Origin of the sequence: Erythrobacter sp. (assembly GCF_023653175.1) — a bacterium.
Lineage (GTDB): Bacteria > Pseudomonadota > Alphaproteobacteria > Sphingomonadales > Sphingomonadaceae > Erythrobacter.
The window spans coordinates 37,700-53,144 of the sequence record NZ_JAMNXL010000006.1; the positions used below are offsets into that span (position 1 = coordinate 37,700).

Here is a 15,445-nt window from a genome sequence, read left to right on the forward strand (position 1 = left end):
AGGGTTAACGCCGCGTGGGGATCTGCCTTTCGCTGCATTCGAGGGCGCGACGCTATCGGAGCGAAGGTCAGGCGCCCTTGCGTCCGAACCCGCGCGGTTGCGGCGGCGGCACGCTCTGGTCCGACGCGCGAGGAGCTTGCGGCCCGCTGTCGCCGCGCCGCTCCATGTAGCGGGCGAAGGCTGCATCGGCATCGAAACTGTCGGAGCCGTCGGCGGGCAGGGCGTCGGTCAGACGGCGGGCGGGCCGCGCACCTCCCTCTGGGCCGTTTCCGCCTGATCCGCCGCCCCGGTTTCTGCCCGTGAAGGTGTCCCACACAACCCGGCCCGCCTTGATGAAGCAGAACGCAGCGCCGAGCAGAACTCCAATACCGAGAAAGTAGATCGGCAGACGCTCGCTTGAGGTCGCTCCCCGGTCGCCGATAGCTTCGATCAACCGCGCAAGCGTGAGCAACACCCAGCCGCCCATGACCCAGAACATCGCTTTCATCTCTGCCTCCTGTGCGATGCAGGCGAGCCTAAGCCCAAAGTCTTAATTGTCGGTCATTCATGTCCACAACCTAGCCCGCGTGCCCCATTGCGATGGGCCCGCCCGCTTCCCATATCTCCGTCATGACCCATACCTATCCCCTCCTCCCCCTGCGCGATATCGTCGTCTTCCCCGGCATGGTCGTGCCCCTGTTCGTCGGGCGCGACAAGTCGGTGGCGGCGCTTGAGGCGGCGATGGAGGCGTCGAAAGACATTGTTCTGCTCGCCCAGCTCGATCCGGGCTGCGACGATCCGGAGGGCGATGATCTCTATGATGTGGGCGTGATCGCTCAGGTGCTCCAGCTCCTGAAGCTGCCCGACGGCACGGTGCGCGTGCTGGTCGAGGGCAAGAGCCGTGCGCGGCTCAGCGCGCTGGAGGATCTCGGCACGCACCTCCTTGCCGAGGTCGAGAGCATCGCGCCCGAGACGGTCTCGGGCAGCGAGGTCACCGCGCTGATGCGCCAGGTGACCGAGCAGTTCGGCGAATATGTGAAGCTGAACAAGAAGATGGGCGAGGATGCGGGTGTGGACCTGACCGAGGTCGATGATGCCGGCCAGCTCGCCGACACCATCGCCGCGGCGATCAGCGCCAAGGTGTCCGACAAGCAATCGCTGCTGACCGAGGGCAATCCCCTGAAGCGGCTCGAACTCGTCATGGCCTTCATGGAAGGCGAGCTGTCGGTGCTGCAGGTCGAACGCCGTATCCGCGGGCGCGTTAAGCGCCAGATGGAGAAGACCCAGCGCGAATATTACCTCAACGAGCAATTGAAGGCGATCCAGTCGGAGCTCGGCGGCGGAGACGAGGGCGAGGGCAACGAGATTGCCGAGCTCACCGAGAAGATCGAGAAGACCAAGCTTTCCAAGGAAGCCAGGGCCAAGGCCCAGGCCGAGCTGAAGAAGCTGCGCGCGATGCAGCCGATGAGCGCCGAGGCGACAGTCATCCGCAACTATCTCGACGTGCTGCTCGGCCTGCCATGGGGCAAGAAATCGAAGCTGAAGAAGGACATCGCGCGTGCGCAGGCCGTGCTCGATGCCGATCACTATGCACTCGAGAAGGTCAAGGACCGGATCGTCGAGTATCTCGCGGTGCAGGCGCGCACCAACAAGCTCAAGGGCCCGATCCTGTGTCTCGTCGGCCCGCCGGGCGTCGGCAAGACCAGCCTCGGCAAGTCGATCGCCAAGGCTTGCGGCCGCGAGTTCGTGCGCCAGTCCTTGGGCGGCGTGCGCGACGAAGCCGAGATCCGCGGCCACCGGCGCACCTACATCGGCTCGATGCCGGGCAAGATCGTCGCCAACCTGAGGAAGGCCGGCACGTCCAACCCGCTGTTCCTGCTCGACGAGATCGACAAGCTCGGGCAGGATTTCCGCGGCGATCCCGCTTCGGCGCTGCTGGAGGTGCTTGACCCCGAGCAGAACGCCAAGTTCCAGGATCACTACCTCGAACTCGATCTCGACCTCAGCGACATCATGTTCGTGTGCACCGCCAACAGCCTCAACCTGCCGCAGCCGCTGCTCGACCGGATGGAGATCATCCGCCTCGAAGGCTATACCGAGGACGAAAAGGTCGCCATCGCCGAGCGGCATCTGGTCGAAAAGCAGGTCAAGGCGCACGGGCTCAAGAAGGGCGAATTCACCCTTCAGGAAGAGGCCCTGCGCGACCTGATCCGCTACTACACCCGCGAGGCCGGCGTGCGCACGCTCGAGCGCGAGATTGCCAAGCTGGCGCGCAAGAGTCTGCGCCAGATCCTCGAAGGCAAGACCGGAAGCGTCACCATCACGCCCGAAAACCTCGGCGACTTCTCGGGCGTGCGGCGCTTCAAGCACGGCGTTTCGGAGGAAGAAGCACAGGTCGGCGCGGTGACCGGGCTGGCGTGGACCTCGGTGGGCGGCGAACTGCTCACCATCGAAAGCGTCACCACGCCGGGCAAGGGCGAGGTCAAGACCACCGGCAAGCTCGGCCAGGTGATGAACGAGAGCGTCGCGGCGGCCTTCAGCTTCGTCAAGGCGCGCGCGCCCGCCTACGGTATCAAGCCCAGCGTGTTCAACCGCAAGAACGTCCACATCCACCTGCCCGAGGGCGCGGTGCCCAAGGACGGGCCGAGCGCCGGGATCGGGATGGTCACCTCGATCGTCTCGACGCTCACAGGCATTGCGGTGCGCCCAGATGTGGCGATGACCGGCGAAGTAACTTTGCGCGGACGCGTGCTGGCGATCGGGGGCCTCAAGGAAAAGCTGCTCGCGGCGCTGCGCGGCGGGATCAAGACCGTCCTCATCCCCGAGGAGAACGTCAAGGACCTCGCCGAAATCCCCGCCAATGCGCGCGAAGGCCTGGAGATCATCGCGGTCAGCCATGTCGACGAGGTGCTCGCCCGCGCGCTGGTCGAGCCGGTGGCACCGATCGAGTGGACCGAGGCCGACGATCTTGCCAGCCAGCCGGGCGTCGCCCCCTCCACTTCGGGGCCGTCGGGAGCGTCTGAAGTGCCAACCGCGCACTGATCCGCCAGCGGTCTTCCTGCCGCGACCCCGCAGGGGTGGGCCGCTTCGAGCCTATCGCCCCTCAGCGAGTCAAAGCCCTCGGCGGTCACTATGCTCCGGCATGGATGCGTTCGCGCTCCTCGCGCAGGGCCAAAATCGGCTCGGTGCAAATGCTTTCACCTGACCCGGACAGGCTCTAGAAGGCCGCCACTTGCCGTGATTCGCGGCAGGGTCGCTTTTTTCCGTCAGTCGGCAAACGGGACTGAATCTTGCGTCCAACCGAGGTTAGGCGCGGGAAGTTCCCTGCCTTTTTGCGCGCGCCCGGGCCTGGAGCCGATAGGCTTTGACAGCGTTGGCAAAAAGGTCTCAATTTGCCGGCTTTCGACAAAGGCGATTCATCGAAAACAAAATTCTGAAGCGAGGGGGTTCCCATATGAACAAGAACGACCTGATCAGCGAAGTTGCCAACGCGAGCGGTCTTTCGAAGAACGACGCATCGAGTGCGGTCGAGAGCGTCTTCGACGCGATCACCAAGGCGTTGGCGGGCGGCGACGAGGTGCGGCTGGTCGGCTTCGGCACCTTCTCGGTCGCCAAGCGCAAGGCTTCGACGGGGCGCAACCCGCGCACCGGCGAGCCGATGAAGATCAAGGCCTCCAACCAGCCCAAGTTCAAGGCGGGCAAGGGCTTGAAGGACGCGGTCAACTAGGACCGCGCGCCGACTACGACAGGGGCATAAAAAAACCCCGCCGGCGAGTCCGCTGGCGGGGTTTTTCTTTGGCAGATGCGTGTCCTCAGTTCCCGGCGGCGATCAGCGCGGTCGGGGCCTGCGCGGTGCGCGGATTGATCTGCCACACAAGCGCCTCGCCTGCGGCTTGGGCGACCGGGCCTTCGTCGGTATTGTTGGCAAGGATGCGCATGCCGGGGGCTGCGCGGACGGTGAAGGTGCCCTCGATCTGGGGCACGCCCGGGATCGCGCCCGGATCCTTGCCCGCTTCGCGCGCTTCCTCGGCCGCGCCCATCGCCGCGAGCCCCGCGAAGGAGCCGGCGCCCAGCACCGTGCCGAGCCCGCCGCTCTCGGTGCTCTGCGCGGCAAAACCCGGCGCATTGATCCGCACCTGACCGCCCTTGCGCAAGTATGCCTGGACGAAGGGGTTGGTGGTGGGGAAGCCCTCGATCAGCGGGAACATGAAATCATGCCCCATCGTGCCGGTGATGCGGTAGCTGACGTCGAACACCCCGTCACCCTTGTGAACCACGCGCTCCCAGCCCTTCTGGCGCTGGAGGATCTTGACCAGCTCGTCGGCGGCCTTGGGGTCGGACGGGTCGATCCCGCCCATCAGCGCCGCCATCTGTTTCGCCTGCTTCGTTTCCCGCTCAGCCCGCTCGGCCGCGCCCGCTTCCCATTCGGAACGCTGGGCGGCGAGCTCATCTTCGGTGCAATCGCGGTTCTCGTAGGTTTCCTCGTCGAAGCATTCGGTGGGCGTGAACTCCTCCTTGCCCGCCTCCATCTGCGCGAGCTTGGAAAGGCCTAGGAAGAAGATCTCGCCTTCATAGGTGAAGGTGAAGCTGTCCGGTCCGGTGATTGCTAGCTCGGAGATGAATTTGCCCGGCGTCATGAAGCAGCCGCTGAGCGCCAGCGCGAAGCCGGTCAGCAGCGCGGCGGCCCGCAGCACGGCGGTGCGCGGGCGGATTTGCGAAAACATTGTCATGGTATTTCCCCCTCTCACCCTGGCTTCTACCCGCGCGAGGCCACCGCATAAAGCGCAATCGCACCGGCGTTGGAGACGTTGAGGCTCTCGATCGCCGAGGAGATCGGCAGCTTTGCCAGCACGTCGCAATGCGCGGCGATGTTCTGCCTGAGGCCTTCGCCTTCCGCGCCGAGCACGATCGCGACCGGGCCGGTCGGGAGGATGTCGGCGAGCACCGCCTCGGCCTCGCCCGCCAGCCCGATGCGCCAGTAACCCGCCTCGGCGAGTTCCTCGAGCGCGCGGGCGAGGTTGACGACGCGCACCCAGGGCACGGTCTCCAATGCGCCCGATGCTGCCTTGGCGAGCACGCCGCCTTCGGGCGGGGCGTGGCGGTCCTGGGTGACGATCGCCGCCGCGCCGAAGGCCGCCGCCGAGCGCAGGATCGCGCCGACATTGTGCGGATCGGTGACCTGGTCGAGCACCACGATCGGTCGCTCCGCCGCGCCGAGCGCGACTTCATCGAGGAACACGTCCTCGAGCGGGGCACATTCCAGCACCAGACCCTGATGCGGCGCGTCCTTGGCCACCAGCCGCGCGAGGTCTGCGGCCTGGGCGTGCTCGATCGGGAAATCGGCGGGCAATTCGCCGTCGAGGCTTTCGAGCCCTTCGGGCGTGGCCCATAGCTTGCGGTGCTGGCGCTCCGGATTCTTCAACGCCGCCTCGACAGCGTGGCGGCCCCACAGGCGTACCTGTCCGCTCGACGCCCGGCCCGAGCCGCGTCCGCCCTTCATCCGCCCCGCACGGCCGCGCAGCGCGCGCTTCTTCTCACCTTTGCTCATGCTCGTTCCTAGCGCCTCACAGGCATTGAAGCGCGCCCCCTGCCAGCAGGGGCATTGACAGGCAAGCACCGCTTCGCCAAAGGGGCGCCTCTCGGCAGCGGGCCCCCCCCCGGGGACTCGCGCAATTTCAGCGTTTCTTCGCGCTTCGAGATGCCCCCCTCATCGCAGGGGACTGTGTGGACAGGTGGCCGAGTGGTTAAAGGCAGCAGACTGTAAATCTGCCCGCGCAAGCGTACGCTGGTTCGAATCCAGCCCTGTCCACCACACCCCCTCCTGAGGCCTTATCCCTCAATAACTCACTGACTTTCCGTTGATCTTCTTCCCCCACTTGGTACGGAAGGTTGGTACGGAATGGCGTTTGCGATGGTCGGATTGAAGCGCAGCAAGACAGGCCTTTGGACAGCCCGCAAGGAGATACCGGCGGACGTTCGGGCAGCCTACGGGAAGCGGGAAGAGAAAAAGAGTTGGCCAGCCGAACTCACGGCGGGGCAGGCGAAAGCCGAGTTGGCCGCATGGCTTATCCCCGTCGAAGAGCGCATCGCGGCCTTGCGGGCGATGGCAGGGCAGACCCCCGTCACCCTTTCGAAGCGGCAGGCCCGCGCTATCGCTGGCGAATGGTACAGGGCCAAGGTTGCCCAGCATGAGGATGACCCGGGCGATCCGGCGGGGTGGTGGTTCGCCGCGCTGGAGGTCGAACCGGAAGACCCAGAGGAGCGTGAAGCGGGGCGCGTGAGGCCCACGGGCTGGCTGATCGAAGAACGGGATGCCCTGTTGCGGGCCAAGGGGCTGGCGCTCACGCCGTCCTCGGGCGATGCCCTGTTGCAGGAGATGGGCGACCTCTGGGTGTCGCTCTGCGCCCTCATGGAGCGGCGGGCCGAAGGCGACTATGGGCCAGACCCGCTGGCCGACACGTTGCCAGCCCTTGAGGTCGCCTCAGTGAAGCCGAAGGCGGCAGTCTCGCTCAAGCAGCTGTTCGAAGACTACGCCGCCTCTGGCGCATCCTCCCCTCGCACGGTCGCCAAGTGGAGGCCCCATGTGAATAGCTTCGTGGCCCATATCGGGCATGACGACGCTACACGGGTGACGGCGGCGGATGTGAACGGCTGGGTCAAGGCGCTCATCGCCAAGCCTCTGGCGGTCAAGACGGTGCAGGACAGCTACCTTCCCGCTATCAAGATCATTCTGGCGGATGCGGTGGCGCAAGGCCTCATCCCGTCTATAGGAAGACCTTGGTGATCCGCTCCCGGTCTCAGGTGCTATAGCGCGCCCTTTGTGATCCCCAGCGCGGCTGGGGCGGTCATCGTGCTATAGGCGGTGGTTGGTGATCCGGGTGCTATAGGAAGAGGTTGGTGATCCCCCTGCTATAGGGGGCCTTTTGGGAACCCCCCTTAGCGTCCCGTTTGGGCATCCCCCCTACCTACCCTACCTGTCCTGTCGACACGGGACGCTAAGCAGCCCGCAAACCCGCAGAAATGCGTGGGCGGGGAGGGCCGTTTTGAGAGACCTAGGGTAGGGCGCGGGGAGGGCGTTGGGACTTCGGTGCTATAGGTCACCTTTTGGGGTTCCCCCGGCTGGCGCGGTCTCTGTGCAATAGGGCAACCTTTGGGATGCTCCAGCCCCGGCGCGGGCGGTCATCGTGCTATAGGGAGGGATAAATGCCGTACCGCTAGATCGAACAATGGTTCGAATCCCGCCTTTGCAATCGAACATTGCACGGGGTACGGAAATCAGGTACGGAAGGCGCGAAACAACGCGGAATTAAATCACGCAAAGTCAGTATGTTAGATGGTGTCTTGGCTGAGTCCAGCCCTGTCCACCACACCCTTTACCGTTGCCCGCAGTCAGCGCAGCGAGGCTTTCGAGTCCGCGAGCATGGTGTCGAGATAGCCGCGCGTCTGGCGCGCCCGCTCCAGCGATTGGCGGGTCAGGCTCTCCGAATTCGTGCCGCGTACCGAGCGTGCCAGCGTCTCGAGATAGGTGCGGTAGGTCTTCGCCGCCTCGGCATTCTGCTGCCTCAGGCGATAGCTGGCCAGTTCCGCGGGCGAGGCATCGCGGCCGGGCCGCTGGCGGTCACCCAGACGGATCATGGCGCGGATGGCATCCCGGCAATCGTCCATTGCCGCGCGGTATTGCTTAAGTGTTGCGGTCGTCGCCGGGCTGTCGGCAATGGGCGGCGGGGGCGGGGCGACGATGCTCGTGGCCGGGAGGGCGGCGGCCTGTCCTGCGGCAGGGGCCGACGCGGTGCGGGTCACCGGAGGCAGCGTCCGGGCGGTGGCTGGAGCGGCTGCGACCGGCTTGACCTTTACAGCCGCTGCCTCTCAGCCGGAGCGGGCCGGTTCGGCGACCAGGTTCTGCAGCGGCGCGGCGGGCGGCGTGCCGAGTGCGGTGCTCTGGCCGGTCGGCGCAGCGGTATCGGTCGCCGCGATCCTTGCAGGGGGCGCAGCGGTGTTGTCCTGTGAGGCAAGCGCCTGCTGCGCTGCGGGGGCAGGCGGCGCTGCGGTGTTTCCCGCCGCATACCACGCGCCGCCGCCCAGCACCGCGAGCGCTGCGGCGAGGCCGGCATGGCGCATCAGCCCGATCCGCTCCCGAGCAGCCGGTACGCGAGCCGCGCGCAGCGCACCCGGGCCGGGCCCGGACGGCTCGAACCAGGGCAGCGCGTCCAGCGAGGATAGTGCCTCGGCCTTGGCCGCCGCCGACTGCTCGCCGCGCGCTGTTTCGCCAATCGGCTGCCCGCCGCAGTTCAGTTGCGCGCGCAGGCTATTTGCAGCGCTCACCCGATCGACACGGGTCGAGGGATCGGCAAGGTGTGCGGACATCGGCCAGTCATCCATTCACGGCAGTTGGGTTCCTGCCTGTCCGAACGGATCGACACCGTCACAAATTCCCGCGCCGGGAAATTTACCTCTGCCTTATGCGGCCACGGCAATTCCCGAGTCGGTATCGCTCCACCGGAGGCCCGGCAGATAGCGGGCGGCGACCTTGCCGCCCTCGAGCGCGAACAGGTGCAGCCAGCCATTGTCGAACAATGCGCGCACCGCGGTGTGCTTCTCGAGAACCTTCAGTATCTCCTCGCGCGGCGCCTCGATCATCACGCTGAGGCGCAGCGGTTCGTGCTGCAGGCCCTCGCCGTCGTGGACCGCCTGCCAGGGGAGCCCTGCGCGCAAGGCTCCGCCATTGCCCTCGACCACCCCGATCCCGCCGACGACATTGTGAATGAGCTTGTTGCCGCCGCCGAACATTGCGGGTGCGACGCTCGAGCCGTAATATTGGAGGCTGATCCAGCTGGCGACCACCACCGGCGCGGTGATGATCAGTTCGAGCGTGCCGAAGCCCTCGTCCGCCTGCCAGTCGTAGGAGTGCAGGAAGGCGCGGCCGCCGAGGTCGCGGCCCGCCGTGGCTTCGCGCGGCGCGGCGATGAAGGCGGCACAACCGGCAAGGCCCCATTCGGGGCGGATCTCGGCCCAGTTCTGCGCCCGGGCGGGGATGCTCGTGGCCGAAGCGCCGGGGATGCGCAGCGCGCGCTCGGCGCGGGCGACCTTGGCGGCCTGCGCCAGCCAGCCGCGGACCTTCGCCAGATCGCTGGCGCGGGCGGCGGGCAGGCCATCGTCGTAGAGGGTGATCGCGTCGGTCGTGGTGTCGTGCAGGCCCGCCACGAACAGCGTGTCCTCAGGCACCTCGACCCCGCGTGCGGCAAGCCCTGCGCGGGTCTCGGGATCGTTGAGCAGGATTGCCAGCAGACGGGCCGAAACCTCGCCGGTGTAGCCCCCGCAGGCGCCGCAGTGATAGGCGCTTTCGTGCGGGTTGTTGGTGACATAGCCGCCATGGCCGAGCAGCAGGACGATTGCGCCGTGGCCGCGCGTCAGGCTCATCGCCTTGAGCACCGCCGCACCGGTATCGGCCTTGGCCTCGGCGCTCATGCCGCCGATCACTGCGGGGGCGGGCTCGGGCGCGGGCTTGGGGGTGAAGCCCAGCGCGGACTTGACCAGCTTGACCGCATAGACGGGGCCCATCGCCTCGACAAAGGCGAAGGAGGAGACCGCCGCCTGCCGGAACCGGCCCCAGGCGCGGGCGGTGCGCGCCGCGATGCGGTCGGCCTGATCCCTCGCCGGATCGCCAGCGCTGGTGGTCTCGATCGCCGGGTTGAGCAGCACCGGCAGGCGCGCCTCGAGGATGTCCGAGCCATGGGCGTGATGCGCCAGCGGCAGGCCGAAGAAGCCGGCAAAGCCGATCGTGGCGATCGCAGGGTCGATGGCTTCGAGCGCGCGGCGGAACACTTCGGAACGCACGTCGATGCAGAAGGCGGCCTGCAGGAAGGGGCGCTCCGCAGCGTTGGGAGCCGCGCCGTCCAATGCAGCGGCAAGGCGGCGCTGGTGGCCGCGGTCGGCAGCGTCCTGAAGGATCGCGAGCGCGACGCCTTCGGGCGAGGGCGCGACCTGCTCGGCATGGGCGGCAACGACCGCGGCCCAGCTTGTCGCGATGGCGGGGGTCTGGACCAGCAGCGCCTCGTCCCAGATCAGACGGATCGCGAGCAGGTCCATCAGGGTGCGGTCGGTGCCGCCGTCAAGCTCCGCCTGCCACAGCAGCCAGCGCGCATGCTGCGCCCAGCCGCCGAGGCTCATCGCAAGCCGGTGGAAGGCGGTCGGCGCGGCGGCGTCGGTGATGCCGAGGGTCTCGGCAGCCGAAAGGATCGCGCGCTCGGTGGTGTCGGGGGCGCAGGCGACATGGGCGCAGAAGCCGGTGAGGCCCGCGATCTCGGGGGTGAGGTCATGCATCGCCCAGCCGCGCCAGGCGGTGAAGGCCTCGGCGCCGGGGGCGGGGGACCACAGCGCCTGTCCGCGATCGAAGTGGCCCGCGGCCCACAATCCGATGCACTTGTCGATGAGCGCGGGCCAGTCGATGCCGGTCGCCTGCGCTGCCAGGTCGGCGACGGTCGGCAGGGCGCGCGGGGCCGGCCCGGCGCCGATCCGCGCGGCGGCGTGGCGCAGCATCGCGGTGTCGGCGGGCTTGAGCGGCGAGGCGCTTGCAGCCAGCGCCTCGGCAAGGTCGCTCTCGATGATCGCGCCGCTGACGATCGCCTCGCAATAGTCCGCGCCGGTCTGCGTGACCCGCACCCCGGCGACCCGCGCCAGCCGCGCGGCGGCAGTGGCAAGGTCCTCGTGCGTCTGGCCGAGGAAGGGATTGACCGCGACGGTCGCATCGAGCGGGAAGGCGGGGGGTACCATGCGGCCTGCGGCCTCTGCGGCTTCGAGCACCGCCGAGAAGCGGGCCGGGGCGATGTCGGCGTGGTTCATCAGCATGGCGTTGTCTCCTTTGATGCGTTCGTCAGCGGGTCGTTGCGGTGCGGAAGCCGCCGATCGCACGGTCGAGCAGGGCGTTGAGATAGAGGCCGTTGGCGAGGTGGACGCGCAGGCCAGCAGCGGCGGGGTGATGCGCCCACAGCGGGAACAGCGCCTGGGCAAAGGCGACGAGGCCGAAGCTCGCGACCGCGACGACCAGCAGTGCCCATTCGAGATCCGTCGGCCGCGGCGCGGCGGGCAGCACCGGACCCCAGATGCCCTGCGCGAGGGTCTGGAAGCTGAAATAGCCGATCGCGGCAGCGAGCGCGGCGGCGGCGGTGCGCTTGGTCAGGGCCACGGGCGCGCGGTCGGCAAGGCCCTGCGCGACGAGGTAGGCCACTCCGAAGATCAGGATCGCGCCCAGCGCCAGCGCCTGCGGGGTCTTGGAGCCGAAGGCATAGGTGAAACTCGCGGCGATGGCAGCGAAGATGGCGAGCGCAAGCGCGAAGCTCTTGAGCACCGCAGCCACGCTTGGCACCGCGACCGGCCCGGGGCGGCGGATGCTCGCGACTTCGGTCACCGCCGTCCCCGAAGAGAGGAAGGCGTGCGCCTTGTAGAGCGAGTGGGCAATGATGTGCAGCAGCGCCAGCGTCCACAGGCCGAGACCGCACTGGAGCAGCATGAAGCCCATCTGCGAGACCGTCGACCAGGCGAGCGCGGTCTTGATCGCGCTCTGGGTCAGCATCACCGCCGCGCCGAACAGCGCGGTGAAGCCGCCGATCATGACCAGCGCGGCCATCGCTCCGGTGCTCTGCTGGACGAGGCCCGCAGCGGTGATCAGCAGCACGCCGCCCGAATTGATGATCCCGGCATGGAGCAGTGCGGAGACAGGGGTGGGGGCCTCCATCACCTCGGTTAGCCAGCCGTGCAGGGGGAAGGCGGCGGTCTTGAGGGCAGCGGCGGCGACGAGCGCGGCGATACCGAGCGTTCCTGCCAGACCGACGCCGGCGACGCTTGCGGCAGCGGGCAGGGCGGTCAGGTCGAGCGTGCCGAACCGCGCGAAGAGCAGCGCCGCCGCGATCACTAGCATGATGTCGCCGGTGTGCCACACGGCGGCAAACTTGGTCGCCGCGCGCTGGGCCTCCGGGCGGTCGGGGTAGAAAAGCAGCAGGCGCTTCAGCGCGAGCCCGACGGAGATGGTGGCGATGATCAGGGTGGGGAGCGTGCCCGCCTGGACGAACACCAGCACTGCGGCGAGCGCGGTCAGCATCAGCCCGTGAAATGCCCCCTCGCGCGCTTCGCCATCAAGGTAAGTGCGGCTGTAGCGCATCACGATCCAGCCGATGAAGCCGACCAGCGTGGCAAGGCTCGCCGCGACGAGGTCGGCGCGCAGGGCGAGGGTGAAGGGTGCGTCAAACAGCGCCGCTCCAGAAGGGGTGCCCAGCATCGCCTGCGCAAGCCCGACCAGCGTCACGCCGAATGCGGCAAAGGCTGCCAGTTCGGCGAGGGCCGGGAGGTTGCCGGGGCGTTTGCCCGGACGCAGCAGAGCCAGCACGATGGCCGGCACTAGCGCCAGCGGGGCGATCATGGTCTGGGTGATGGCGTCTGGCATCTGGCGAAAACTCCGTCGGCGGGCAGGATTGCTGATGCCGAGCGGATAGGGGCTGGACGAAATCAAAGAAAATTCATATTTTATCGTCAATCGTTCTATACAATGGAACGCTCATGCGGATTCGCAGCCATGGCCACGCTCAATCTCCACCACCTGCGCCTGTTCCGCGCCGTCGCCCGTGAGGGCACGCTGACCGCCGCCGCGCGTGCGCTCAACATCTCGCAAAGCGCGGTCTCGACCCAGATCAAGGCGCTCGAGACCGACCTCGGCCACGATCTGTTTGAACGGCGCGGGCGCAATCTGGTGCTGACCGAGGCCGGGCGGATCGCGCTCGACTATGCCGAGCAGATCTTCCGCGCTTCCGAACAGCTCACCGCCACCTTCCGCGCGGTGGGCGGGCAGAGGAAGGTGCTCCGCATCGGCGCGCTCGCCACGCTCTCGCGCAACTTCCAGATGGGGTTTCTGGCACCGCTGCTGGGGCGCGACGATGTCGAGGTGGTGCTGCGCTCTGGCACACAGGCCTCCCTGCTGCGCGCGCTGGAAGCGCTCAGGATCGACGTGCTGCTCACCAACCAGGTGCCCGCCCGCGACGCGGCGAGTCCCTATCTGGTGCGGCGGCTGGCCGAGCAGCCGGTCAGCCTCGTCGGCAGCCGCACGCGGCTGGCGCTGGCAGCCCAGGGCCTGCCGATGCTGCTGTCGCGCGCGCCGCTGATCCTGCCCACCCCCGAAACCGCGCTGCGCGCCGGATTCGACGCGCTGGTCGAGGGACTCGGCATCGTTCCGCGCATCGCCGCCGAAGCCGACGACATGGCGATGCTGCGCCTGCTCGCGCGCTCGGACGCGGGCGTCGCGGTGATCCCGCCGATCGTGGTGCGCGACGAGCTGGCCAATGGCACGCTCTACGAGCTCGCCCAGCTGCCCGGCCTTACCGAGGAGTTCCACGCCGTCACCACCCCGCGCACCTTCCCCAATCCGCTGCTGCGCGATGTGCTCGGGACGACAGGTGGGGGGGGCTGACGTGTCCGCTGCGGCCCTCTGACCACCCACCGACATCTAACTTGCAAGACTTGCAGCATTGCAGGCTGCGGATTAATGCCGCCATCCCTATGCAAGAGAGTTCCATGCAGGAAACGCACGTCGCACCCAACGCCACGATGACCGGCCGCCCGGTCATTTCCGCCACCGGTCTGTTCACTCCGCCCGAAAGCATCACCAACGAGGAGCTGGTCGCAAGCTTCAACGCCTTTGTTGACCGCCACAATGCCGCGAACCCGGACGCCGAACCTCTGGCCTATTCCACGGTGGAGTTCATCGAGAAGGCGAGCGGGATCAAGGCGCGCCACGTGATGAGCAAGGCGCCGATCCTCGACCCTGCAATCATGTGTCCGCGCCTGCCCGAGCGCGAGAACGACGAGATCTCGGTGATGGCCGAAATCGGCGTCGCTGCAGCCAAGCAGGCGCTGGAGCGCGCAGGACGGCGGCCCGAGGATGTCGATGCGGTGCTGTGCGCAGCCTCGAACATGCAGCGCGCCTACCCTGCGATGGCGATCGAGATCCAGCAGGCACTGGGGATCGAGGGCTTCGGCTTCGACATGAATGTCGCCTGCTCCTCGGCAACCTTCGGCATCCAGACCGCGGCCGATTACGTGAGGGCGGGCAATGCGCGGAGCGTGCTGGTGGTCAGCCCTGAAATCACCTCGGGCCACCTCAACTGGCGCGACCGGGACAGCCACTTCATCTTCGGTGACGTGGCGACCGCGGTGCTGGTGGAAGACGCCGCCATCGCGCCCGTGCAGCACTGGGAAATCCTCGGCACCAAGCTGAAGACGGTGTTTTCGAACAACATCCGCAACAATTTCGGCTTTCTGAACCGCGCCGCGCCCGAGGGCGAGGGCGCGCCCGACAAGCTCTTCGTCCAGGAAGGGCGCAAGGTTTTCAAGGAAGTGGTGCCGATGGTCGCGCAGATGATCGTCGAGGAGGCCGCGCGGCTCGGGATCGATCCGGCGGGTTTGCGGCGACTGTGGCTGCATCAGGCCAACGCGGGGATGAACCGGCTGATCGCGCATCGCGTGCTTGGCCACGAAGCGACAGGGGACGAAAGCCCGACCGTGCTCGACACCTACGGCAACACCTCGAGCGCCGGTTCCATCATCGCTTTTCATATGCATAATGAGGAGCTTGGCGCGGGCGATACCGGGCTGATCTGCTCGTTCGGTGCGGGCTATTCGGCCGGCACCGTGTTCGTGCGCAAGGTTGGCTGAGGGGGCGACTTGCCTTGCGGGGGGCGCAAGCTCTCCCTAGAAGCGTGAGCCATGGCAGGTGAAATCCTCGACAACAAGGGCCGCGGCGAGGCGGGCTGGGACTGGCCCGCGATCCATCCCGAAGGACGCAAGTTCGGGCTGATCGCGGTCGCTGTGAGCCTGTTCTTCCTGCTCGTGCTCAGCTGGGAGATCATCGGCTGGCCGCTGCTGGTGCTGTCGGGGGGCATCTTCGCCTTCTTCCGCGATCCCGAGCGCGTGGTGCCGCAGGCCGACAGCGTGATCCTCTCGCCCGCCGACGGGATCGTGAGCCTCATCCGGGAGGTCGAGCCCCCGCTCGAACTCCAGATCGACGATGGTTCGGGCTATCCGGGTCTGCCTGCGGGCCCGGTGACGCGAGTGTCGATCTTCATGAGCGTCTTCGATGTTCACATCAACCGCACGCCCGTGGGCGGCACGGTGCGCCGCGTGGTCTACATCCCCGGCCGCTTCGTGAACGCCGAGCTCGACAAGGCGGGCGAGGAGAATGAGCGCCAGCACCTGCTGGTCGAGCGCTCTGACGGCTTGCGCGTCGGTTTCACCCAGATCGCGGGGCTGGTGGCGCGGCGGATCGTGCCTTTCGTCAAGCCCGGCGACATCCTCGCCAAGGGCCAGCGGGTGGGGCTGATCCGCTTCGGCAGCCGGGTCGACGTGTACCTGCCCGCCGGGACCGACGCCAAGGTCATGATCGGCCAGACGGTGGTCGCGGGCGAGACGGTGCTTGCCGAGATCG

General features: G+C 67.5%; 13 protein-coding genes and 1 tRNA gene. 7 read left to right on the forward strand and 7 right to left on the reverse strand.

Annotated features, from left to right (window positions below):
- Positions 1 to 67: 67 nt before the first annotated feature.
- Positions 68 to 487: a hypothetical protein gene (locus tag NBV68_RS01645; RefSeq protein ID WP_296306668.1), complete on the reverse strand. Its 420-nt coding sequence runs from the start codon at positions 485 to 487 to the stop codon at positions 68 to 70.
- A 122-nt stretch (positions 488 to 609) separates the two neighbouring features.
- Here NBV68_RS01645 and lon point away from each other — a divergent pair, with 122 nt between their 5' ends.
- Entirely contained in the window at positions 610 to 3,021 is a 2,412-nt protein-coding gene (lon, locus tag NBV68_RS01650) for an endopeptidase La (RefSeq protein WP_296306669.1), read from the forward strand.
- Between the two features lie 412 nt (positions 3,022 to 3,433).
- Entirely contained in the window at positions 3,434 to 3,706 is a 273-nt protein-coding gene (locus tag NBV68_RS01655; RefSeq protein ID WP_296306670.1) for an HU family DNA-binding protein, read from the forward strand.
- Between the two features lie 85 nt (positions 3,707 to 3,791).
- Here the strand turns inward: NBV68_RS01655 and NBV68_RS01660 are convergent, their stop codons facing one another.
- Both NBV68_RS01660 and rlmB read right to left on the reverse strand, forming a co-directional pair.
- Positions 3,792 to 4,703, reverse strand: coding sequence for a hypothetical protein (locus tag NBV68_RS01660; protein WP_296306671.1), 912 nt, complete (start codon positions 4,701 to 4,703; stop codon positions 3,792 to 3,794).
- Between the two features lie 32 nt (positions 4,704 to 4,735).
- On the reverse strand, positions 4,736 to 5,527 hold the full coding sequence (rlmB, locus tag NBV68_RS01665; protein ID WP_296306673.1) for a 23S rRNA (guanosine(2251)-2'-O)-methyltransferase RlmB: 792 nt from the start codon (positions 5,525 to 5,527) through the stop codon (positions 4,736 to 4,738).
- A 178-nt stretch (positions 5,528 to 5,705) separates the two neighbouring features.
- Between rlmB and NBV68_RS01670 the strand changes: the two genes are divergently transcribed.
- Both NBV68_RS01670 and NBV68_RS01675 read left to right on the forward strand, forming a co-directional pair.
- A tRNA-Tyr gene (locus NBV68_RS01670) sits at positions 5,706 to 5,791 on the forward strand.
- A gap of 87 nt (positions 5,792 to 5,878) precedes the next feature.
- Positions 5,879 to 6,763, forward strand: coding sequence for a hypothetical protein (locus tag NBV68_RS01675; RefSeq protein WP_296306674.1), 885 nt, complete (start codon positions 5,879 to 5,881; stop codon positions 6,761 to 6,763).
- 605 nt (positions 6,764 to 7,368) lie between these two features.
- Here the strand turns inward: NBV68_RS01675 and NBV68_RS01680 are convergent.
- The 4 genes from NBV68_RS01680 to NBV68_RS01695 all read right to left on the reverse strand — a co-directional run bounded on the left by NBV68_RS01680 (position 7,369) and on the right by NBV68_RS01695 (position 12,415).
- Positions 7,369 to 7,779, reverse strand: a complete 411-nt coding sequence (locus NBV68_RS01680; RefSeq protein ID WP_296306675.1) for a hypothetical protein — start codon at positions 7,777 to 7,779, stop codon at positions 7,369 to 7,371.
- 66 nt (positions 7,780 to 7,845) lie between these two features.
- A complete protein-coding gene (locus NBV68_RS01685) occupies positions 7,846 to 8,343 on the reverse strand; it encodes a hypothetical protein (RefSeq protein ID WP_296306676.1) in 498 nt (165 codons plus the stop codon).
- Positions 8,344 to 8,436: 93 nt separating this feature from the next.
- The gene (locus tag NBV68_RS01690; protein ID WP_296306679.1) at positions 8,437 to 10,824 is read right to left on the reverse strand and encodes a DUF2309 domain-containing protein; all 2,388 of its coding nucleotides are present in this window, start codon (positions 10,822 to 10,824) and stop codon (positions 8,437 to 8,439) included.
- A gap of 25 nt (positions 10,825 to 10,849) precedes the next feature.
- Positions 10,850 to 12,415, reverse strand: coding sequence for a proton-conducting transporter membrane subunit (locus NBV68_RS01695; RefSeq protein ID WP_296306681.1), 1,566 nt, complete (start codon positions 12,413 to 12,415; stop codon positions 10,850 to 10,852).
- Positions 12,416 to 12,544: 129 nt separating this feature from the next.
- Between NBV68_RS01695 and NBV68_RS01700 the strand changes: the two genes are divergently transcribed.
- The 3 genes from NBV68_RS01700 to NBV68_RS01710 form a co-directional block, all read left to right on the forward strand.
- Positions 12,545 to 13,432, forward strand: a complete 888-nt coding sequence (locus NBV68_RS01700; protein ID WP_296306683.1) for a LysR family transcriptional regulator — start codon at positions 12,545 to 12,547, stop codon at positions 13,430 to 13,432.
- 104 nt (positions 13,433 to 13,536) lie between these two features.
- On the forward strand, positions 13,537 to 14,676 hold the full coding sequence (locus tag NBV68_RS01705; protein WP_296306684.1) for a beta-ketoacyl-ACP synthase III: 1,140 nt from the start codon (positions 13,537 to 13,539) through the stop codon (positions 14,674 to 14,676).
- 51 nt (positions 14,677 to 14,727) lie between these two features.
- A partial coding sequence (locus NBV68_RS01710; protein WP_296306685.1) for a phosphatidylserine decarboxylase occupies positions 14,728 to 15,445 on the forward strand: 718 nt, incomplete at its 3' end.

Bases quoted from the DNA above. Each gene is read 5' to 3' on its own strand.
- NBV68_RS01645 (WP_296306668.1), bottom strand. From the start codon at position 487: ATGAAAGCGATGTTCTGGGTCATGGGCGGCTGGGTGTTGCTCACGCTT.
- lon (WP_296306669.1), top strand. From the start codon at position 610: ATGACCCATACCTATCCCCTCCTCCCCCTGCGCGATATCGTCGTCTTC.
- NBV68_RS01655 (WP_296306670.1), top strand. From the start codon at position 3,434: ATGAACAAGAACGACCTGATCAGCGAAGTTGCCAACGCGAGCGGTCTT.
- NBV68_RS01660 (WP_296306671.1), bottom strand. From the start codon at position 4,703: ATGTTTTCGCAAATCCGCCCGCGCACCGCCGTGCTGCGGGCCGCCGCG.
- rlmB (WP_296306673.1), bottom strand. From the start codon at position 5,527: ATGAGCAAAGGTGAGAAGAAGCGCGCGCTGCGCGGCCGTGCGGGGCGG.
- NBV68_RS01675 (WP_296306674.1), top strand. From the start codon at position 5,879: ATGGCGTTTGCGATGGTCGGATTGAAGCGCAGCAAGACAGGCCTTTGG.
- NBV68_RS01685 (WP_296306676.1), bottom strand. From the start codon at position 8,343: ATGTCCGCACACCTTGCCGATCCCTCGACCCGTGTCGATCGGGTGAGC.
- NBV68_RS01690 (WP_296306679.1), bottom strand. From the start codon at position 10,824: ATGCTGATGAACCACGCCGACATCGCCCCGGCCCGCTTCTCGGCGGTG.
- NBV68_RS01695 (WP_296306681.1), bottom strand. From the start codon at position 12,415: ATGCCAGACGCCATCACCCAGACCATGATCGCCCCGCTGGCGCTAGTG.
- NBV68_RS01700 (WP_296306683.1), top strand. From the start codon at position 12,545: ATGGCCACGCTCAATCTCCACCACCTGCGCCTGTTCCGCGCCGTCGCC.
- NBV68_RS01705 (WP_296306684.1), top strand. From the start codon at position 13,537: ATGCAGGAAACGCACGTCGCACCCAACGCCACGATGACCGGCCGCCCG.